General features: G+C 71.6%; 18 protein-coding genes. 9 read left to right on the top strand and 9 right to left on the bottom strand.

All coding sequences use genetic code 11. The features are described from left to right. The first annotated feature begins 240 nt into the window (after positions 1–240). On the top strand, positions 241–1881 hold the full coding sequence (locus OV207_RS34620) for a hypothetical protein (protein ID WP_267559368.1): 1641 nt from the start codon (positions 241–243) through the stop codon (positions 1879–1881). A gap of 28 nt (positions 1882–1909) precedes the next feature. Here OV207_RS34620 and OV207_RS34615 read toward each other — a convergent pair whose 3' ends face one another. Then, a complete protein-coding gene (locus tag OV207_RS34615; protein ID WP_324291590.1) occupies positions 1910–3067 on the bottom strand; it encodes a DUF1615 family protein in 1158 nt (385 codons plus the stop codon). A 327-nt stretch (positions 3068–3394) separates the two neighbouring features. Here OV207_RS34615 and OV207_RS34610 point away from each other — a divergent pair, with 327 nt between their 5' ends. After that, positions 3395–5617 (top strand): M4 family metallopeptidase, encoded by a 2223-nt coding sequence (locus tag OV207_RS34610; RefSeq protein WP_267559367.1) that lies wholly within the window; start codon positions 3395–3397, stop codon positions 5615–5617. Positions 5618–5706: 89 nt separating this feature from the next. On the opposite strand, the gene OV207_RS34605 is transcribed toward OV207_RS34610, so the two are convergent. The 3 genes from OV207_RS34605 to OV207_RS34595 form a co-directional block, all read right to left on the bottom strand. Beyond that, on the bottom strand, positions 5707–6771 hold the full coding sequence (locus OV207_RS34605) for a hypothetical protein (protein WP_267559366.1): 1065 nt from the start codon (positions 6769–6771) through the stop codon (positions 5707–5709). A gap of 95 nt (positions 6772–6866) precedes the next feature. Next, on the bottom strand, positions 6867–7676 hold the full coding sequence (locus OV207_RS34600) for a hypothetical protein (RefSeq protein WP_267559365.1): 810 nt from the start codon (positions 7674–7676) through the stop codon (positions 6867–6869). Between the two features lie 32 nt (positions 7677–7708). Then, the gene (locus tag OV207_RS34595; RefSeq protein ID WP_267559364.1) at positions 7709–9526 is read right to left on the bottom strand and encodes an acyl-CoA dehydrogenase; all 1818 of its coding nucleotides are present in this window, start codon (positions 9524–9526) and stop codon (positions 7709–7711) included. A 462-nt stretch (positions 9527–9988) separates the two neighbouring features. On the opposite strand from OV207_RS34595, the gene OV207_RS34590 reads away from it, so the two are divergent. From OV207_RS34590 to OV207_RS34580, 3 genes are all read left to right on the top strand, one after another. Then, entirely contained in the window at positions 9989–10183 is a 195-nt protein-coding gene (locus tag OV207_RS34590) for a hypothetical protein (protein ID WP_267559362.1), read from the top strand. Between the two features lie 56 nt (positions 10184–10239). Then, positions 10240–10770 (top strand): hypothetical protein, encoded by a 531-nt coding sequence (locus OV207_RS34585; protein WP_267559361.1) that lies wholly within the window; start codon positions 10240–10242, stop codon positions 10768–10770. Positions 10771–10869: 99 nt separating this feature from the next. Then, entirely contained in the window at positions 10870–11610 is a 741-nt protein-coding gene (locus tag OV207_RS34580; protein ID WP_267559359.1) for a hypothetical protein, read from the top strand. Positions 11611–12143: 533 nt separating this feature from the next. Here OV207_RS34580 and OV207_RS34575 read toward each other — a convergent pair. Continuing rightward, a complete protein-coding gene (locus OV207_RS34575; protein WP_193346516.1) occupies positions 12144–12935 on the bottom strand; it encodes an FRG domain-containing protein in 792 nt (263 codons plus the stop codon). Positions 12936–13102: 167 nt separating this feature from the next. After that, positions 13103–13339, bottom strand: a complete 237-nt coding sequence (locus tag OV207_RS34570) for a hypothetical protein (protein WP_193346517.1) — start codon at positions 13337–13339, stop codon at positions 13103–13105. Between the two features lie 277 nt (positions 13340–13616). Here OV207_RS34570 and traC point away from each other — a divergent pair, with 277 nt between their 5' ends. Next, positions 13617–15425 carry an outer membrane exchange accessory lipoprotein TraC gene (gene traC / locus OV207_RS34565; RefSeq protein WP_193346518.1) on the top strand — a complete coding sequence of 603 codons (1809 nt, stop codon included), beginning with the start codon at positions 13617–13619 and terminating at the stop codon, positions 15423–15425. Position 15426: 1 nt separating this feature from the next. Here traC and OV207_RS34560 read toward each other — a convergent pair whose 3' ends face one another. Next, the gene (locus OV207_RS34560; RefSeq protein WP_193346519.1) at positions 15427–16677 is read right to left on the bottom strand and encodes an MDR family MFS transporter; all 1251 of its coding nucleotides are present in this window, start codon (positions 16675–16677) and stop codon (positions 15427–15429) included. A 229-nt stretch (positions 16678–16906) separates the two neighbouring features. Between OV207_RS34560 and OV207_RS34555 the strand changes: the two genes are divergently transcribed. Beyond that, positions 16907–17812: an AEC family transporter gene (locus tag OV207_RS34555; protein WP_267559358.1), complete on the top strand. Its 906-nt coding sequence runs from the start codon at positions 16907–16909 to the stop codon at positions 17810–17812. A gap of 126 nt (positions 17813–17938) precedes the next feature. Here OV207_RS34555 and OV207_RS34550 read toward each other — a convergent pair whose 3' ends face one another. Continuing rightward, entirely contained in the window at positions 17939–18148 is a 210-nt protein-coding gene (locus OV207_RS34550; RefSeq protein ID WP_193346521.1) for a hypothetical protein, read from the bottom strand. Positions 18149–18399: 251 nt separating this feature from the next. Between OV207_RS34550 and OV207_RS34545 the strand changes: the two genes are divergently transcribed. Both OV207_RS34545 and OV207_RS34540 read left to right on the top strand, forming a co-directional pair. Beyond that, positions 18400–18645 carry a hypothetical protein gene (locus tag OV207_RS34545; RefSeq protein WP_193346522.1) on the top strand — a complete coding sequence of 82 codons (246 nt, stop codon included), beginning with the start codon at positions 18400–18402 and terminating at the stop codon, positions 18643–18645. After that, positions 18638–18934: a hypothetical protein gene (locus tag OV207_RS34540; RefSeq protein WP_193346523.1), complete on the top strand. Its 297-nt coding sequence runs from the start codon at positions 18638–18640 to the stop codon at positions 18932–18934. Before OV207_RS34545 ends, OV207_RS34540 begins: the two co-directional genes overlap by 8 nt. Before the next feature lie 13 nt (positions 18935–18947). Here the strand turns inward: OV207_RS34540 and OV207_RS34535 are convergent, their stop codons facing one another. Then, complete coding sequence (locus tag OV207_RS34535) at positions 18948–20132, bottom strand: hypothetical protein (RefSeq protein ID WP_193346524.1); 1185 nt, start codon at positions 20130–20132, stop codon at positions 18948–18950. Between the last annotated feature and the right edge of the window lie 31 nt (positions 20133–20163).

Genomic DNA, 20163 nt, shown 5'->3' with positions numbered 1-20163 from the left:
ATCCAGACGGACGGGACGTTCAGCGCGGTCTTCACCACGCCGCCCTGACCTCCCGGGTTGCACCCGCCCCCACGCGGCGGTCCGGTGGGGGCGGTTCCTCCAGGGGAGGCGCTGACGGGAGCTGCTGGAAATTCCCCGGAAATTCAATGAGCCAGGGAAAAGCCCCTACCGCGTATTAGGGAGGGCCGGGTCTGGGCTGAGGCCCGGCTGTCAATCCATTGCATGCCTCCCGGGACCGTCATGTCATTGCGTCGTCTGTCGTTGTTGCTCGTTCCCACCTGCGCGGCCTGGTTGGGCTGCGCGGAAGCAGGGCCTCCCTCGGATGAGATGAAGGGCCCGGACTTCGTGTGGAGCGACCCCCGCGAAGGCACCGCGACGGTCGCCGACGGGGACCTGCTGCCAGGCTGTGGCGAGCCCGACGCGGGGCCGGTGGAGGCGGACGCGGGCGTTCCCGACACCTCCGTGCTGGTGACGGCCGACTCCCGCTTCCATGCGAGCACCGGCGTGACGGTGGTCCCCCAGGACCTGTCCACCCGCGACCTGGAGCTCCTCGTGCCCGACCCGAGCGGGGTGGGCTTCGACCGGCGCTCGGGCACGCCCGTGCCGGGCGGCATGCGCTTCGACAACATCCCGGACGGGGAGTTCTTCGTCCGCTCCAACCACCTCTACTACCTGACCCGGGAGCGGAGATTCGACCTGGGCGTCAACCGCGTGGGGCGCCCGGACGCCGTCTATTCGCCGGTCTCCTACTCGCCCGTGACGGTGGACCTGTCCCAGATGGACCCCTGGCAGGACTACGAGTCCATCAGCGCGCCGGGCACGTTCCTCCAGGTGGTCAGCGGCGACGTGGACCTGGCCGCGTCGCTCGACTTCTCGACGTGGCCCCTGGCCGGCGCCACGTCCCATCAGGACCCGGACGCCTACCTGTCGGGCTTCACCGGCTACCCGCTGCCCGTCCTGGACCCGGCGAAGGGTGACCGGGTGTACGTCAACCAGCTCAACGCCGTGCCGTCCGGGACGCTGCCGAGCGGCGGGCCCATGGCCTACACCACGGTGACGAGCAGCCAGCACCTGCCGTCCTTCGCGTTCACGCCGGATGGCACCACGCCCCTGTCGCTCACGAGCAGCCTGCAGCCCACGCCCCGGAGCGAGTTCTCCATGGAGTGGCGCCTGTCCGAGTTCACCCGCTGGCGCGCGGACGTGAACCCGGACTCGACGCTCAGCCTGCCCATCTTCCAGGTGCTGCCCGTGCCGCACGGCCTGGAGCATGGCTGGGTGGGCTACCAGGGAGAGCTGCTCAACCTGACCCTGCCGCGCGGTGAGACGGGCGTCATCACGCGCCGGATGGCCTTCGGCAATCCCTATCCCGCGTCCTGGGGCGTGCTGGGGTACGTGACCTATACGTTCCGCGCGGGCACCCCGGTCATCGTGGGCTCCCGGGGGCACTACCCCACGGGCTCCATCACCGTCGTCGACCGGTTGGAGCACTTCATCGCGGGTCCCATCGTGCCGAAAATCTCTCCACCACAGGCGGTGCGCATCGACGGACTGGACGCCTACGTGTCGCGGTCGGTGGGCACCACCCAGCCGGTGGTGAGCTGGCAGCAGCCGGTCCTGGGCACGCCCCAGGCCTACAGCGTGACGCTCACCAAGCTCGTCGACACCTTCGAGGGGCTTCCCACCAAGCGCTTCTACGTGCCCGGCAACAGGACGTACCTGCGCCTGCCGCCCAACGCGCTGGAGCCCGCCTCCACGTACTACCTGCGCGTGACGGCGGATGGCTCGCCGGGCTTCGAGCCCTGGCGTGCGCCCTCCATCAGCATGGAGCGGCTGCCCGGCTCCACCGCGTCCACGTTCAGCGCCGCGTTCACCACGCCGTAGCCCGCGGGGCTCCAGGCGGGCCCGCCCGCTACCGCGCTGCCTGGCGGTGGCGGGTGAGGCACTGCTGGTAGCGCGCGTCCACGGACTTCGCGAACCACGCCGTGGTGCGCTCCCCGCTCAGCTTCATGCTCTTGAGCGTCACGCGCGGAAGCTGGGCGTAGACGGGCGGCTGGCCCGTCTGTTTCGCGTACACGCGTTTCACGGCCAGATACGTGTCCGTGGTTTCAAGATCCGCCGTCTTCTCCTGTTCCACGTCCCGGCGGACCCGGCGCTCGCTCAGCTCCGGCGCGTGTCGCTGGCGAAAGACAAGCAGGGCCTTGAGGCTCTGGCTGTCTTCATCCCGGGCCTCGCCCTTGTTGTCATACAGTCGCAGGTCCCCATCCGTTGCAAGTTCAATCCCGGTGAGCTTGCTGACCTGGGCTTGCAGCGCGGCGTTGCGGGAGCTGTAGACACCGCTGTTGTAGTCGGCGAAGCGGAAGAGGGGGGCGTCGTACGCGGCCTCGAAGCCCAACAGCCGCGCGGTGCCGTACCGCACGCCGCCCGCGCGCGTGTACAGCGACTCGCGCACCGCGTCGGGGTCCGCGTCCGGGCCCGCCTTCTCCACCGCGTAGCGCACGCTGACCTGCATGGAGCCCGCGGTGGTGATGGGGTTCTGCCCCGCGAACGAGGACGGGCCGAACAGCGAGCTGGCCAGGTCCGCCGCCGCGTACGCCGCGGGGTATTCCTCCTCGTAGTACGCCAGCATGTCGCGGAAGAGCCGGTCCAGGTCCCGCTCCGAGCGCGCGGCGTCCAGCCGGGCCCCGAAGCTGCGCTTCGCTCCCTTTGCCTTCGACGCGAGCACCTCCTCCAGGACGCGCCGCCCCAGCGGCCCCAGCTTCCCCGCCGTGGCGTCCAGCTTCTGGCGCACCAGCCTGGCCAGCCCCGGCACCGCGGGGTCCGCCTGGAAGCCGGACTCCTGTTCGATGACGGCCAGCACCTGACACACCACCGACGGCGACGCGGGCTCCGCCTCCGCGTCCAGCGCCGCCAGCACGTCGCGCGCCCACGCCTCGCGCTCCGCCCCCTTCACCTTCGCGGGCAGCAGCCGCGCCACCTGCGCCACCGACAGCGTGGGCGGGGCCGGCACGTCCGGCACCGTCGCCGGGGCCCGCGCCGCGCACGCCACCGCGAGCATCGCCAGGGCCATGAGCGCCACCGCGCGCGGGGGCCTTGGTCTCGGTGTGTCAACGCGCCAGGGGACAGCGTTCCGCGTCATGTCAGCCCCCCAGTGCATGCTGCCCCCGCCTCATGAAACACCTGAAACATCCCGAGGGGCATCCCGAGCGACCTGCGTCAATCCTGCAAGGAATTCTCATCCTCTGAGTAAAAGAGGATGGCGGGGAATTCGCGGCTATCATGTTTGGTCGGGAGGGTGGGAGAAAGTAACTAAACGTACTTTCCCCAAAAAGTAGTTGCGCTGATGAAATCAAGTGTGTCACGTATCACCCTGCTGTTTCTTCATGGAGGTATCGCGTTGGCTCATCGACTGTTGAAGACGATTGGCGCGGCTTGGCTCGGAGTGGCTCTGACGGCGTGCGGTACGCAGGGGTCCACCGGAGAGGAAGCAAAGGCGCCTGAGCAGGAGAAGTCGGGCGAGGACATCCAGAGCACGCTGAACGCGCTCGGCGGTGCCCAGGTCGTGGGCGTGCACGCCGACGGCATCCCGGACAGCATCCGGGGCGAGCTGGGCCGCGCGGTGGGGACGCTGAACACGCTGTCCGCGGGGCACCAGGCGGTCGCGGCGGTGGCGCCCGCGTTCCGGCTGAAGGCGGAGGACCTGGTCCTGCGCCGGACGAACACGGACGAGCAGGGCAACCAGCACCTGCGCTTCACGCAGATGAAGAACGGCCTGGAAGTGGTCGGCGGTGAGCTGGCGGTGCACGTGCGCCCGGACGGCACGGTGTACGCGGCCAACGGCTCGGCGCGCGACGGCGTCTCCGTCTCCGCCCTGCCGCGCATCGCGGCGACCTCCGCGCAGCAGGCGGCGCTGAGCGCGACGGCCGGCACGGAGCTGGCGGTGGAAGGCTCCCCCCGGCTGGTGTACGTGCGCACCGAGGACGGCGCGCTGCGCCTGGCCTACGAGGTGACGGTGACGGGTCGGGGCGCCGAAGCCCCCATCCGCGACCGCGTGTACGTGGGCGGCGCGGACGGCTCCATCGTCCTGGTCGCGCCGCAGATCCACACGGCGCTCAACCGCCGCGTGTACAGCGCGAACAACGGCAGCAGCACGCCGGGCACGCTCAAGCGCAGCGAGGGCCAGGCGGCCATCGGTGACTCGCACGTCGACGTCAACTACGACATGCTGGGCTACACCTACGACTGCTACAAGACGCTCTTCAACCGCGACTCGCTGGACAACGCGGGCGCCGTGCTCATCAGCACGGTTCACTACGGCAACAACTACGTGAACGCCTACTGGGACGGCACCCAGATGGTGTACGGCGACGGCGACGGCGTGAACTCCATCGAGCTGGGCAAGGACCCGGACGTCACGGTCCACGAGCTGACCCACGCCGTCACGTCGAAGGAGTCCAACCTCACGTACTCCGGCCAGTCCGGCGGCCTCAACGAGGCGATGTCCGACACGTTCGGCGCCATCTGCGAGAGCTGGAAGACGGGCACGTGGAGCACCGCGCAGGACATCTGGCTGGTGGGCGAGGACGTCTGGACGCCCGCGACGGCGAACGACGCGCTTCGCTACATGGATGACCCGGCGAAGGACGGCGTGTCCAAGGACTGGGCGGCCAACGTGACGTCCGGCACGGACGTGCACTACAGCTCCGGCGTGCCCAACCTGGCGTTCGCGCTGCTGTCCAAGGGCGGCGTGCACCCGCGTGGCCGCTCCACCATCAACGTGCCGGCCATCGGCGTCGAGAAGGCCGCGCGCATCTGGTACAAGGCCAACACGGACATCTACACGGCGGGCACCACGTTCCTGCAGGCGAAGACCTGGACCATCCAGGCCGCCTCGGAGCTGGGCTACGACCAGGCGACCCAGGACGCGGTGAAGGCCGCCTGGGAAGCGGTGGGCGTGGGCGGCGTGGTGGTGCCTCCGGTCACCGTTCCGCTGACCAACAACGTGGCGGTGACGGGCATCTCCGACAGCGCCGGCAACGCGCGCTACTACACGCTGGCCGTTCCCGCGGGCGCCACGGCGCTGACGTTCGTCACCTCCGGTGGCACGGGTGACGTGGACCTGTACGTCAAGTTCGGCTCCGCGCCGACGACGTCCGTGTACGACTGCCGTCCGTACGCCGGTGGCAACGCGGAGACGTGCACCATCCCGGTCGCGCAGGCTGGCACCTACCACGTGATGCTGAACGCCTACTCGAACTACTCGGGCGTGACGCTGAAGGGCAGCTACACGGGTGGTGGACCCACGGGCAACGTGCTGCAGAACAACGTGCCGGTGACGGGCATCTCCGGCGCCTCCGGCTCGTTCGCCACGGAGTGGACCACGCTGGACGTGCCGGCCGGTCGTGCGGTCACCATCACCACCACGGGTGGCACGGGTGACGCGGACCTGCACGTGCGCTTCGGCGCCTCGCCGACGACCACCACGTACGACTGCCGTCCGTACGCCAGCGGCAACAACGAGACCTGCTCGTTCCCGGCCAAGACGACCGCGGGCAAGTACTACGTGAAGCTCCGCGGCTACTCGGCGTACTCGGGCGTGACGCTCAAGGCCGTCTACTAGTCGTCGCATCCGCGGTCTGAAGACAGGCACCCGGGGAGCCGACGAGGCTTCCCGGGTGTCGTCGTTTCGGGGTTGTCGCCGCGCGGGTGCTAGCGACGCACCTGCACGTCGCGGGCGACGGTGCGTCCGCCGATGAGGGCGAAGCTGGCGCGCACCGGCGTGCCTTCCCGCAGCTCCGGGAGGGGCACGCGCTGGCCCTGACGCAGGCCCCGGCTTCGCGGGTCGAGCTGGAGTTCGTAGACGGTGCCCTCGCCGTCGCGCACGTGCAGGGTGTCGCGGCTCGCGCGCGTCACCCGGCCGTTCACCGTGCTGGTGGCGATGGTGACCTGCTCGAGCGGCCGGTCCGCGGCGCTGTCCGTCACCGCCGCCTGCGCCGCCTTGGCCGCGCCCTCGTACCAGGCCTCGTCCTCGCTGGCCTGCACCGCCTGCGCGCCAATCATCACCCGGCCCTGCTCGGGGGCCTGCGTCGCGGGCTGGCCGTTCGCCTGCGCGGCCCGGGGCGGCGTGTTCGCGTTCGGCGCCGCCGCGCCCTGCCGGGGCGAAGGCGCCGGGTCCCTCGCCGGCGCCGCCGCGCCCTGGGCCATGTCGCCCCGGGCTGGAGCCTGCGCGGGGCCGCTGCCGCCGGTCGCGGGTGCGTTCTCCGGGGCGGTGCCGGTATCGCGGGTCGCGGGCGTGTTCGCCTGGGCGGTGCCGGTATCGCGGGTCGCGGGCGTGTTCGCCTGGGCGGTGCCGCTGCCGCCATGGGCCGGAGCGTTCGTATTCGCCTGGGCGGTGCCGTCGTTCGTATTCGGGGGCGCCTGGGTCATGCCGCTGCCGCCGTAGGCCGGTGCGTCCGCTGGAGCCTGCGCCGCCGTGCGGTCGGCTTCGCTCCCGCGCGCGCCTCGCTGTGGCAGGGCTCCCGGTGGAGGCGCCGTGTTCGCGGGCACCTGCGCGTTCGCCCCGGGAAGGGACGTCGCGTTCAGCCGGGGCCCGGGGCCCTCCGTCGCTCCCTGCGCCAGGGCCGGCGTCGCGGGCACCGTCAGCCCACCGTTCGGGGTGTCCCGGGCCTGCATCGTCGTCGGGACATCCACCGTGTCCGGGCTGTCGGCCTCCTGACATCCGGAAGCCAGCGTGCACAACCCCATCATCCCCATCCACATCCAACGTCCACGCATCCGCCAGCCCTCCCGCAGGCAAACCTGCGGACGACCCCTGGCCGTTGCAAGCGCCCGGGGCGGGGGCGGGAAGGCTGCCTGCCGGGCAGGGGGCGCTACGCGGAGAACGTGGCGGCCACGGCGCGCACGTGGTCCTTCACCAGCGCGCGCGCTGCGAGGAGCGCCGGGGCGTCCGCGGGCGTGTAGCCCAGGCACAGCACCACGTCGTCCTCGGGCGCGGCGGGCATGCCCAGGGCCGCGTAATCGAGCGTGCGCGGGACGGGTTCGTCCTCCGTGTCGTGGGTGAAGCGGCCGAACACGGAGGCCTGGCCGTCACGGCCGGGAGCCGTCTCCTTCAGGGCGAAGAGGCGGCGCACGGCGAGGAGGGACTCGGGGTGCTCGCGCAGGGCCTCCGGGCGGGCCGGGCCCCCCAGCTCCCATTCGAGCAGCTTCAGGCAGCCGCGCACGAACTCCACGTCGGTGATGACCAGGCCATAGAGGTACCAGTCCGCGCACGCGGCCTGGACCAGCCGGGCCTGCGCGTCCGTGAGCCAGCCGAAGGACGGGCAGGTGAACGTCTCGCAGATGGACGCGCGGTAGACGCCGCAGTCGCGCAGGTCCGTGCCGCCCGTCACCTTCGGGTGGCCCAGGCAGCCCACCTGTCGCTGCTCCGCGTCCAGGAAGCCCAGCAGCGGACACACCCGCACGATGGGGAAGAGCGCGGGGGCGTCGCGGTTCGCGGTCAGCTCGCGCGCGGCCTCGCCATAGGCCTCCGGCGTCCGGGGCGCGTGGGACAGCCGCGCCGTCTGCGTGGCCAGCCGCTGGGTGAGCGCCGCGCGCGAGTGGTCGCGGAAGTTGTAGAGGCCGCAGCAGGCGCCGCACGAGGCGCCCCCACCGGGCTGGCACAGGTGGAAGGAGACGGACATGCCGCCATTGTGACGGATCCCGGGCCCGGGTTTCAGAACCCGTCCGGGTGCATGCGGGAGTACGAGTCCTCGCCCGTCCGGCACAGGTGCACGAGCAGCGGCACGCGCGGCACCTCCACGGCGAACCAGTACTGCGCGGCGGCGAGCTTGCCTTCGTAGAAGGGCGCATCCCCGGTGGAGGCCGGGGCGTCGCGCGCGAGGGCCTCCTTCGCGGCGGCGGCCTGCGCGAGCCAGCGCCACGCCACCGCCACCACGCTGAACAGCTCCAGGAAGTCCGCGCTGTGGCGCAGCATCGCCTCCACTTCGCCCGCCATGCCCCGCGCGCCCAACTCCAGCGTGAGGGCGGTGGCCTGCTGGAGCACGTCCTCCAGCGCGTCGCTCCAGGCGGGCTCCACGCCGGCGGCCCGGGCGCGCGCGGTGGTGGCGCGCACCTCTTCATCGAGCGCCTGGAGCGCGGCGCCCCCGCCCGCCACGGCCTTCCTGCCCAGCAGGTCCAGGCCCTGGATGCCGGTGGTGCCTTCGTGGATGCTGTTGAGCTTCTGGTCGCGCAGCCACGCCTCGGGGAGGTACTCGCTGGAGTAGCCGTAGCCGCCGTGGATTTGAAGCGCGAGCGCGTTGGACTCGAAGCCCTTCTCCGCCGGGAACGTCTTGGCGATGGGCGTGAGCAGGTCCAGCAGCAGGTGCGCGCGCTGGCGGACCGCTTCGTCCGGCGCGTGGTGCGCGAGGTCCGCCTGGGTGGAGGTGGCGAGCAGCAGCGCGAGCCCGCCCTCCACAATGGCCTTCTGGCGCAGCAGCATGCGCCGCACGTCCGCGTGTTCGATGATGGGGGCCTGGGCGCGCGCGGTGTCGCGGCCGCCGGTGGGGCGGCCCTGGGGGCGCTCTCGCGCGTAGGCGAGGGACTCCTGGTAGGCGACGGACGCGGTGGCCACGCCGTTGAGGCCCACCATGATGCGCGCCTCGTTCATCATCTGGAACATGCAGGCGAGACCCCGGCCGGGCTGGCCCACGAGCCAGCCGTGGCAGTCCCCGGACTCGCCGAAGTTGAGGACGAGGCTGGGCAGGCCGCGCCAGCCAATCTTGTGGATGACGCCGGCCACCTGGACGTCGTTGGGGACGAACCGGTCGCCTTCGGGCCTGCGCGCGGGCACGGCGAAGAGGGACACGCCGCGCGTGCCACCTTCCGCGCCTTCGATGCGCGCGAGGGTCAGGTGCACGATGTTGTCGGTGAAGTCCTGGTCGCCGCCGCTGATGAAGATCTTCGAGCCCTGGAGGCGGAAGGTGCCGTCCGGCGCGGGCGTGGCGCGCGTCTTCACGTCCGCGAGGCTGCTGCCGGCCTGGGGTTCGGTGAGGGCCATGGTGCCGGTCCACTCACCCCGGTACATGCGGGCCATGAACTGCTCGCGCAGGAAGGGCGTGCCGAAGGCCTCCAGCAGGTGCGCGGCGCCGAGCGTGAGGCCCAGGTAGCCATAGGCGCTCAGGTTGGCGGCCATGAGGTACACGCTCGACGCGGCGTTCACGGTGAGCGGGAGCTGTTGGCCGCCGACGTCGGGAGGGCGCGTGGCGGTGAGCAGGCCCAGGTCCACCATGTCCGCGTAGAGCGAGCGCATGGCCGGGTGCACGCGCACGCGCCCGTGCTCGAAGGTGGGCGGCGTGGCGTCCATGGGCCGGTAGGTGGGGGCGAGCACATCGCGGGCGAAGCGGCGGGTGCTGTCCAGCAGCAGGTCGAGGGTGTCGCGGGAGTGCTCCTGGAAGGCAGGCAGCCCGCAGAGGGCCGCGGTGTCGAGCACCTCGTAGAGCTGGAAGTCCACGTCACGGTCCGACAGCAGCGGGTTGGGGCGGGGCACGCTCATGCCCCGGGTGCCTACCAGGACGCGATGGCGTCGTCGAAGTCGTCGTGAGGAAGACTTTCACCGTCGGACGGGGACGGGGGGACGTCCGGGGGCAGGCATTGACGCCCGTCCTCGGGGGGGGCGTCGGGCCAGGGGGTGCGCGGGGTGAGCGAGGGCTGGCGCTTCCAGGCGGACGATGGGGTGGCTCGCGGGTCGTTCCATCGACCGTTGCCGGGGTCATGCATGCGTGCACCTCCGTGTCGGGATTGCTGCCGTGTCGGCAGGAAAGGTGCGTCCTTTGTCTGTCCATGGCGACAGGGGGACTCCGGGGTCGCACGCGCGTGGTTGAAGACAGACAGGGAGGCGAGGTCCTGTCAGGCGCGTCGTGCACGACCCTGCGGGAGGCGTGGAGGCGACGCATTGTTGGATTTGGGCCTGGCTGGCGCACTGGAGGCGCGGCCCCTTCCGGAGAGGTCGGTTCAAATGATCATCATCGGCGCGATGTTGGTGGGCATCCTGATGATGCTGGTGGTGCTTGCGGCGGTGGTGATGGGCGGGGCGCTGGCGCACAAGGGCGCGCGCGGCGATGCGGAGCGCGACGCCGTGATGCGCGCGACGCGGCGCGAGCGGGATGGGTCGGGACCGGGTCCACTGGGCGGCGAACCCGTGCCTGCGTGAGCGGAGCGGCGTGAAGCGCTGGGTGCATTCCCCGAGGCCATGGGAGGATGCGCCGGGTGAGATTCACGCTCGGGTGCTTCCTGGTGCAGGGATGGTTGGTGCTCATGCTGGTGTTGTCCGGATGCAGGACTCCCGTGGCGGCGTGGACGGGCACCGTCGAATGGCCGGACGCGCAGTCAGCCCGACCCGTTGGCAACCCCATGCCCGCAGGCGCGGCCCAGGCCGCGGTGGGCGCCATCCGCGAGTTCGTGAAGACCACTCCCCAGCGGGTGTTCTTCGGCTGTGAGCGTCCCGAGGACGGACTGAACGTGTCGCTCTTCACGGGGCCAACGCCGGGGCTGTACTACGTGCTGCTGGATCCCGACTTCGAACGCTGCTCGGGGCCGCGCAGGCGCATCCTGGATGGATGGTTCTTCTATGCAGTCACGCCTCGGGGAGACGTGGTCGCGGAGTCTCCAGGCCCTCCTGAAGAACGTGCTCCCGAGGTGCCACCGGCGCCCCAGACTCCGCCCACGGCACCCGTGGAGCCCCCCGCTGAGTCGTCACCTCCCGCGCCCGTGAACGAAGCTCCGGCTCCGGCCCCCTGATATTTCACCGGCTGGCGATAACTGGCTCGCACCGTCATCAGCGGTTCACTGGAAACACCTGGGGCGCGGCCCCCCCGGGGCCATGGGAGGATGCGCCGGGTGAGATTCGCGCTCGGGTGCGTCCTGGTGTCACTGCTCGTGGGCTGCGCGACCGCGGCCCCGGTCGCGGCGGCGAAGTCCGTCCGAGGTCCCTGGGCGCGGATCCCGGCCGTCGAAATGCCAGCGGAAGACAGGTCGATTCCCATCGACTTGCTGCGGGACGTCGCGGATGTCCTGCTCCAACGCCCCGGAGCGCGGATGTGCGATCCGGTGACCCGGCGTCCCATCAAGGGGTTGTCCACGGAGTATTGCGCGACGGTCTACGTCGCTGGAGGACAGGACGCGCTGTCCTGGCGGGTATCCGAGCCTGTACTGGGGAGCCATGATCGCTGCTCCGTGCCGCTCCATGTCGAAGACGATGACCACCCGGCGCGGAGCGTCTGGGTGGTGGGCTTCATCCACAACCACCCGTGTGGCAGCCCACCCTCTTCCGTGGATCTCCTGGCCTGGCCAACCGATGCGGTCGACCCCATGACGGCCATGGCGGTGGTCCGTCTGGTCCCCGGCAATCCCGCGCCTGCCTTGTTCAAGGGGCTGGCCATCGAAATGGCTTCCGCGGTGGTCGCGGAGCGCCAGGATGGAACGCGTGTCTACCTGCGCTATTTCCCCACGGGTGAGGTCGAACAATGGAGCGGAACCCGACGCAGGTGGGGCCCGCTGGGAACCTGCGCGCCCACATTGAGCCAGTTCGGTGTGGCACCCCGGTGTACGAATGGGCCGCTGCGACTGCTGCGCGAATAGGAGCCAGGAACGATGGTCAAGGCAATGGCAGCCGCACTCGTCGCGGTGCTCACGGGATGTGTCGCGCCGTCGAAGACGTGGAAGACGCCGGTTGAATGGCCGGACGAGCGCTCAGCCCAGCTCGTGGGACAACCCATGCAAGCAGGGGCTGCGGTGGCCGCGGCGGGAGCGGTGCGTGAGTTGGTCCGCACGAACGCCGACCCGACGTTGTTCGAAGGGTGCTCCAGCCCGGAGCAGGGGCTGCTGGTCGCTGTATTCACGGGACCGACGCCGGGGCTGTTCTACGTCGTCGTCCACCAGGACTTCAGACCCTGTGGTGGGCCGCGCATCCGGGTCCTCGATGCCTGGGATGCCTATGCGGTCACGCCCCAGGGGGACGTGGTGGCAAGGGCCCCTCCGCCGCCGGGTGATCCTTCCTTCTCAGCGCCTCCGCTTGAGGAGCCAGCGCCTCCAACTGCTCCCGAACCCGCGCCGCCTCCACCTGCTCCCGCGCCCGTGAACGAAGCTCCGGCTCCCGCCCCGACTCCCGCTTCCTAACGGAGCCGGGGACCGTAGTAGCGGCGCAGCCAACGGCTCAGGCCGTCCAGGCCGGGGAAGAGCACGCGCTCGGTGATGTTCGCCTGGTCGAGCTTGTCCCGGACCTCCCACTTGAGCGCCGCCGGCACGATGAGCCGCCGCACGCCCCGGTGCTGGTGTCCCAGGAACACGTTCAGGCTCAGGCCCGGGCCGTTCATCACCGAGAACAGCGCGAACTGGTTCACGATGCGCGCATCCAGCGACGGCGGCTCGAAGAACAACACGAACGGATGCTCCGCCAGCCCGTCGAACGTCGGCAGGTCCCCGGCCACCGACGCCAGCATCTCCGCCGTGAACACGTCCGCGCCTTCCAGCCGCAGCTGCTCACGCAGCGGCCCGGGCAACTGCTGGTTCGTCTGGTGGTAGTCCACGCACCAGATGGCGCCGTCCTTGTCCAGGTAGTCCTGGCGCTCGGTCATGAAGTGCAGCGCCACGTACGGGCTGAACGTCCAGTCCAGGAACCGCGTCGGCATCCCGTGGTGCTGCGCCAGCGCCAGCCAGTCCCACACCGACGTGAGCTGCGCCGTGCCCGGCACGCCCCGCGCGTACTTGCGGAAGGCCCTCAACAGGTCCCGCTCGTGCCGCACGAACGCACCCTGGCGGTTGAGCGTCGCGGACAAATCCAGCGTTGCATCCGGAATGCCGCGGAAGACGAAGCTTGTTCGAAAGCGGCCGAGCGGCTCGTTCCACGAACCGGCGAACAACACCTCCTGCAACTCCAGCCATGATGTGACGCGCTGTTCCTGCATTCACGCCCTCTCACCCTGAAGGTGAGCCCTGCCGTCGCGGCGGGCAGTGGCCCCGGGTCCACTGCCGCCTCGGACGACGGGCGCCCTCCAGGCCCGCTCCTACCCCCTGCGGGGAGGATGGGGCCCGGTCGGACGCCCGGTCGCTTCAATCACAGATGAAGAAGACGCTACGGCCGCCCGAAGTCGGCGGGCTGGGTGAAGGCATACGTGCTGGCCCCTGGCGCTTTGTCCGCCTGGAACAGCGGGCACTTGGCGCAGGTGAAGCTTTCCCAGTCCTCGCGGACCGCCACGTCGATGCAGCCGCTGTAGAAGCGGCAGTGGACGTTGCGGTACTCCTCGATGGAGAACGAATCGGCCCGCAGCGGAAGATGGAACTCGGTGGGTCGCGGCTGTGGACAAGGCATGTGATTCTCTCTAGCCCCCCTCGTGGGTGCTGATTCCCTCTACCGACTGGTGCGTCGCGTCATTCCCGAGGGCCGGAAGCCCAGGCACTGAACGCCTGCACCCTGGCTCATCGCAGTCAGCAGAGGACCGTGTGGGTTCGAAGCGTGTGAAAGGCAGAACAGCGTATTCACGGCACCCGTCCCGTGCCCGTCCCTCCAGGGTGTCTGCCTTCACGCTGGACAGGCGACCTGACACGGACTGTCGGAATCTTCACCCCCGGAGGACTTTCCCGCGAAGATGCGGAGTGTGAGCCCCCCCGCCCGAAACCCCCGCGTCCCCTCCCGCTGGCTGAGCGCCCTGGCCCTGGCCACGCTCGTGCTCCTCAGCGGCTGTTCCGCCTTCTCCCGCGCGGTGCGCGAAGGCGACGCCTCCACCAAGGAGCGCCGCTGGGCGGAGGCGGAGGCGGCCTACCTGCGCGCCCTGGCCGCGGACCCACAGGCCTCCGAGGTCACGGTGAAGCTGCGCGCGGTGCGCAAGGAGTGGGGCGCGGAGGTGTACCAGGAGGCCGGCGCCGCCCATGCCTCCGGGGACCTGGCGTCCGCCACCAAGCTGCTGGTGCGCGTGCTGGAGCTGGACCCCGACCATGACGGGGCCCGCGCGCTGCTCGCCCAGACGCTGGAGGCGCGCGTGGCGGTGGCCCTGGGGCTCTTGAAGGAGGAGAAGCTCCAGGATGCCCGCGCGGAATTGGACGCGGTGCTGGCCGTGGCGCCGGAGCACACGTCGGCCCGCAAGGGCGTGGACGCGGTGCAGGTGGCGTGGGCGAAGCGCTTCTTCGCGAGCGCGGAGACGCTGGAGAAGGCCGGCAAGCTGGGCAACGCGCTGCTGGCGTACGTGCGCGCGGACCAGGAGCGCGTGGGCGCCACCGCGGCCCGGGAGCGGGCGGAGGCGGTGCGGCTGAAGCTGCGCGACGAGGTGGCCTTCCTGGTGGTGGCCACGCCCGTGGACGACCAGGCCCAGGCGCCCGACGTCGCCCAGCGGCTGAGCGCGGGACGGCTGGCCACCTTCCTGCCCACGCAGCTGCCCCTGAAGGTCGTGACGGAGGCGCCCGCCGGGCGCGTGGGCGTGAAGCTGGAGCTCGCGCTGGAGCGCGTGCTGCCCCTCAAGGCGGTGGAGGAGTCGCAGCGCACGAAGCGCTACCTCGCGGGCAACCGCTCCGTGCCCAACCCCAAGCGCGGCCAGTTCGAATCGAAGCTGCTGGAGACGGAGCGCACCCTGGAGACGGTGGAGCGCAAGCAGGCCGCGGTGCTGCGCGAGTACCTGCGCGCCCAGGTGGAGCTGGGCACGCTGCGCGACGCCGCCGAGCGGTGCCGCGAGCGGGAGAAGCGCGAGTGCCGCGAGGCGCTGGTGGAGTGCGGCGAGGAGGCCCGCGCGGCGCAGAAGCCGGGCAGCATCCCCGGGGAGTGCAACCCGGAGCGCTGCTCCGGGCAGTGCACCCAGGACGAGGGCCTGATGGTGCAGAAGGCCAAGGCGGCGCGCGTGCTGGAGACGGCGGTGCAGGTGGCGCTGGACAAGGCGGAGACGCAGCGCACGGAGGTGCAGCGTCACCGCGACGCCGTCTTCCGCGAGCCCATCACCGTGGAGGAGCCCATGTATTCGGACTTCGTCTACGACGTGCAGCTGCACCGGCTCACCGTGACGGCCACCGTGACGGCGGTGATGCGCGACCTGCTGTCGCCCCAGCAGGTGCCCGCGCCCAACACGCAGGACTACGCGGTGCTGCACGAGGACGTGGCCCACAGGGGCTATGACCGCTACGGCGTGCTCGCGGACCCCGTGCAGCTGCGCAACGAACTGGAGCTGCGCGTGGACGCGGGCGACAAGGCCGTGGCCGACCTGGCGAAGCGCGTGAAGGAGCGCTTCGACGTGTACCGAGGCAAGCGCGTGGAGGACGCCCGGCGCGGCATGGTGCGCCCCGGGGCCGAGGACGTGGTGGAGACCTCCGTGCGCGCGCTGCTGCTCACCGCCGACGCGCCCCCCCAGGACATCCTCCAGCCCGTCGCCCGCGCGCGCGGCCTCACGCGGCCGGAGGCGCTGCTCGGGCAGTAGCTCAGTCCAGGCTGGTGCTCATCTCCGGGCGCTCCGTGCGCAGCGCCTCCACCCGGCGGCGGCGGGCGCCCGCGATGACCAGGTGCCAGCCACCCGCCGCGAGCCCCAGGACGCAGCAGCCCACCCACAGCGCGGACGCGTTGAAGTGGCCCAGCGCCGCGCCGCCCAGCGCGGGGGCGGCGCTGGAGGCGAGCCCCCACATCATGAAGTACGCGCCCTGGTAGCTGCCGCGCAGCTCCGTGGGCGCCAGGTCCGCCACCACCGTGGGCGCCACCGGCGACTGGGCCATCTCCCCCAGCGTCCACACCGCCACGGCGAGCATCGCCCACGGCACGCCCGCCGGCAGGGCGTGCAGCCCGAAGCCCACCCCCGTCAGCAGGCCCGCGAGCGCCAGCGCGGTGGAGCGCCGCATCCGGCCCACGAGGCGCGTGATGAACGGCTGCAGCGTGACGATGAGCACGCCGTTCACGGACATCACCAGGCCGTACTGCGCGGGCGTCAGTCCCTGCGCGGACAGCGTCACCGGCAGGCTCATGTGGCTCTGGAAGAAGAGGAGCGCCAGCGCGAAGACGGGCAGGCAGAACGCCAGGAACACGCCGTCCCGGAAGGGCGTCAGCAGGTCGCCCAGCGTGGAGCGCGCCGGGGCGTCCCGCGCCGCCTCCGGCCGCGTCTCCGGCACCAGCACCCACACGAAGCAGCCGTAGAGGAACGTCGTCACGGCGTCCGCGATGAAGAGCCACCGGTAGCCCATCCCCGCGAGCAGGCCGGCCAGCGGCAGCGCGAAGGCGTACCCCAGGTTGATGACCCAGTAGAGCAGCCCGTACGCCCGCGCCCGGTCGCGCGCCGGCACCACGTCCGCGATGGCCGCCGACACCGCCGGGCGGTACAGCTCTCCCATCAGGCCCAGCAGGAAGGCCGCGACCGCGATGCGCCCGGGCGTCTCCGAGAAGCCGATGAACACCATCGCCCCCGAGCCCAGCCACAGGCCGCCCGCGAGCGTGAGGCGCCGGCCCACCCGGTCCGCGAGCATGCCGCCCAGGGGCGCCGCCAGCACCGCGCCCGCGCCGTTCAGCGACACGATGAGGCCCGTCTGCTCCACGCTGAAGCCGCGCTCGCGCGTCAGGTACAGCGCCAGGAAGGGCGCGACGAAGGCGCCCAGCCGGTTCACCAGGGTGCCCACCCACAGCACCCAATAGGTCCGGGGCAGGCCACCCCCACCGAGCGCTCTCAACACCATGGCAACGGGATTCATGCAGGGGGCCCGACGGGGACGCGGCACCAGGGCTGACCGCGCGTGGGACAATGCGCCCACGCCGCGTGCATTTCCATGACCTCCCGCCTCCACCGGGCGGTTGGGGCTTCATGCATTCCAACCGCGCGGGAAACACACCTGCCGGGGCGTGTGCTCCGGGCTGGACTTCCGGGGAGGGCTCCTCCAGGTTGCGCCGCCACCGACACGGGAAGGCGGGACGAAGCAGGGCATGGGTCAGGTCATCGGACTGCTGGGCGTGTGCCTGGTGCTGGGGGTGCTGGCCCGCCGCAGCGGCCGCTTCCCGGAGGCCACGGCGTCGGTCTTCAACGCCTTCCTCCTCAACGTGTCGCTGCCCGCGCTGGTGCTGCGCTCCATGCACCGGCTGCAGTTCACGCCCGGGCTGATGGTGGCCGCGGTGGCCCCGTGGCTGCTCTTCCTGGGGGCGCTCGCGTTCCTGCGCCTGCTCGGCCCCCGGCTGGGGCTGTCGCGCGAGTCGGTGACGGCGCTGGTGCTCACCGCGGGGCTGGGCAACACCGCCTTCGTGGGCCTGCCCATGGCCGCCGCGCTGCTGGGCCCGGACGGCGTGGCGGTGGCGGTGGTGGCGGACCAGCTGGGCTCGTTCATGGTGGTGGCGACGCTGGCCACGCTGACGGCGGCGAAGGCCCACGCCGGGGCCTCCCTGTCCGTGGGCACGCTCGCGCGCAGGGTGCTGGTGTTCCCGCCGTTCCAGGCGCTGGTGGTGGCGCTGCTGCTGCGGCCCTTCGGCTTCCCGGACTGGCTGGACGCGGTGCTGCAACGGCTGGGCGACCTGCTCACGCCGCTGGCGCTCTTCATCGTGGGCTTCCAGCTGCGGCTGGGCGGACTGCGCGCCCGCGTGCCGGCGCTCGCGCTGGGGCTGTCCTACAAGCTGGTGCTCGCGCCGCTCGCCGTGCTGGCCGTGCTGGCGTTCGTGCCGGGGCTGACGCTGGTGGTGAAGCAGGCCACGGTGCTGCAAATCGCCATGGCGCCCATGGTGACGGCGGCCCTGCTCGCCGCGGAGTACGACCTGGATCCGGAGCTGGCGGTGCTGATGGTGGGCGTGGGCATCCCGCTGTCGTTCTTCACCGCGCCGCTGCTCATGGCCCAGGTGCACTGAGCGAAAAAAGAGGGGAATCGCGGCCTGGCGCGACTCCCCTCGTGTCTCCGCGCTGTTTTTCGTCCGCTGCCGCCACGGGTGGAGGCTCCCCGGGCGGGCTGTCGTCGTGGGGAAGGACGCCCTGCGCTACGCGAGCGCCGTGGTCTCGAAGGACAGCTCCACGCCGTTGGGCTTCACGCGCATCTGGGGACGCGACAGCACGTGGCAGTGGGGGCAATAGCCGTGGGCGCCCGCGGGCGTGGCACGGATGGAGACCGCGCCGCCGCACGCCATGCAGCCCTCGGGAAGATCGAAGTCCGCGAATCGCTCTCCGCTCTGGGTCTCGAATTGGGTCATGCCATTGAGTTAACGCAGGATCCGCGAGACACAAGCAGACTGGACTCTTCTCGCGAGGACCCGCCTCCCGCCTCCGCCCTTCCTTGCAGGGGCGGCGGGCAGCAAGGGCCGGGCGGGCCTGCAAACGTTACCGGGCGGCCACCGACTGCTCACCCGCCGACACCGCAACCCGCTGTTCGGTCTGGGGTGGGCTGGCACGGCTCTTCCATAGGACGCCCCCTCGGACGGCAACGGGACGGGGGAGGTGTGGGATGGGTGTGGAAACCACGGTGAAGGTCGTGTGCGATCGGAAGGGCTGGCGGGTGGATGTCTCCCCGGGGGAGGGGGACTTCCGGCGCTACCGCTACGGGAGCGAGGCGCAGGCGCGCTTCTTCGCGGCGGTGTTCGCGCTGGGGCCCCGCGTGCTGCCCCCCAAGGACCATGCGCGAAGGCGGCAGGGGGCCCGCTTGCCTCTACCCATGCGGCCGGCTTTCGGAGAGGCTTCGATGCATGAGTGATGCTCCCAAGCCCAAGCCCTTCATCCTCCCCAACCGGCAGCACGTCACCAAGGAGCCGGATCCCGGCGGCCGCTGGTCCGCGCAGTTCCCGGACATGATCGGCTACACCAGCCAGGGCGGCGGCAAGGTGCCGGCCGACTTCGGCTGGAACACCAACCCCAAGCAGTGGCAGGAGGAGCTGACGCCGCAGACGCTGGCGGAGCGCTTCGACGAGCTGCGCATCCTGCCGCCGAAGCAGGAGGCCCCGGCGCTGCCCGCGTCCGCGACGCCTCCGACGAACAAGCCCTGAGCCGCTGAAGCGCTCAGCTGAACGGCAGGCTGGCCAGCCGCTCGCGGAAGCGGGCGAGCAGGTCCCGCGCTCCGGCCTCGTTGAGCCCCGCGGCGGCCTCCTGACGCCCCTTGCGCAGGAAGACGTCGAAGGGGGCCGCGCGGCCGGAGAGCGCGCCCGCGGCCTCCACCGCCTCCTCCAGGACGCGCGCCGCGCCCGGTGAGCCCAGCTCCAGGTGCATGTCCACCTGCTCCAGGCGGACGCCGCTCGCGGCCCACACCGCGCGGTCGTGCACGGTGAGCCAGGCGCGCGTCACCTCCTCCATCGCCTCCTCCAGGAGCGCGAGGAAGGGCTCCACCAGCCCCGGCAGCACGTCCGGCCCCAGCTCCGGCCGGGCGCCCGCCTCGCGCAGCCGGCCCCGCGTCGCGACGAGCTCGCGCTTGGTGGGCGTGCGCAGCGCGAGCGACGAGGACAGCGACACGAACGCCGCGAGGCTCTCCTCCGCCTGCCGCGCCAGCGCGGGCCGCTGGGCGTCCGTCGCCTTGGCCGCGCGCTCCAGCCGTCCCTGGAGCGACCGGCGCAGGTCCGCCGCCGCGCCCCGGAGGGCCACGCGCGCGCCCACCTGGTGGGAATAGCCGGGCACCACGTCCTCGCGCCGCACGTCCGCGAAGGCCGCGGCGGTGAGGTAGACGAGGTCGCCCACGCGGTTGCGGAAGTCCGCGCGCGACGCGGCCAGCTCCGACATCAGCGTCCAGCGGTCGCTCACCACCTCCGGCCGCCGCATCTGCACGCCCAGCTCCTGCACGCGCTTCGCCAGCCGCTCGGCGCTCGCGTGCAGCACGGCCTCCGCTTCCTGCGCGCGGCGCTCGTCGGAGCTGGAGGGGGGCGGGGCCCAGCCGCCGTCACCGGACGCGGGCCGGGCCGGCGGGGGGAAGGCGTCACGGATGGCGACGACCAGGCGGTTGACGTCCACCAGCGTGTCGCCGATGGCGGGGGCCATCGTCTCCCAGAGGGACAGGTCCGCGCCGTCGTCGGGTTCGGCGGTGGTGGGCTCGTACTTCACGACGTTCAGGTGGCCCAGCCGGTCGATGGCGACCGCGGCCGCCTGGTAGACCTTGCGCAGCCGCGCCGCGAAGTCCCGATCCATCAGGGACTCGAGCAGCGTTTCCAGGCGGGGAGGCAGGGCATCCTGCGGGGGGCGGTTCTTCGGCGCGACCATGGCGCGGCACCCTAGCCCAGCCACCCCCGCG

It is taken from the genome of Corallococcus sp. BB11-1 (assembly GCF_026626625.1).
GTDB classification, from domain to species: Bacteria; Myxococcota; Myxococcia; order Myxococcales; family Myxococcaceae; genus Corallococcus; species Corallococcus soli.
Note: the sequence above shows the minus strand (reverse complement) of the source record. Positions and strands in the feature narration are given on the sequence as shown.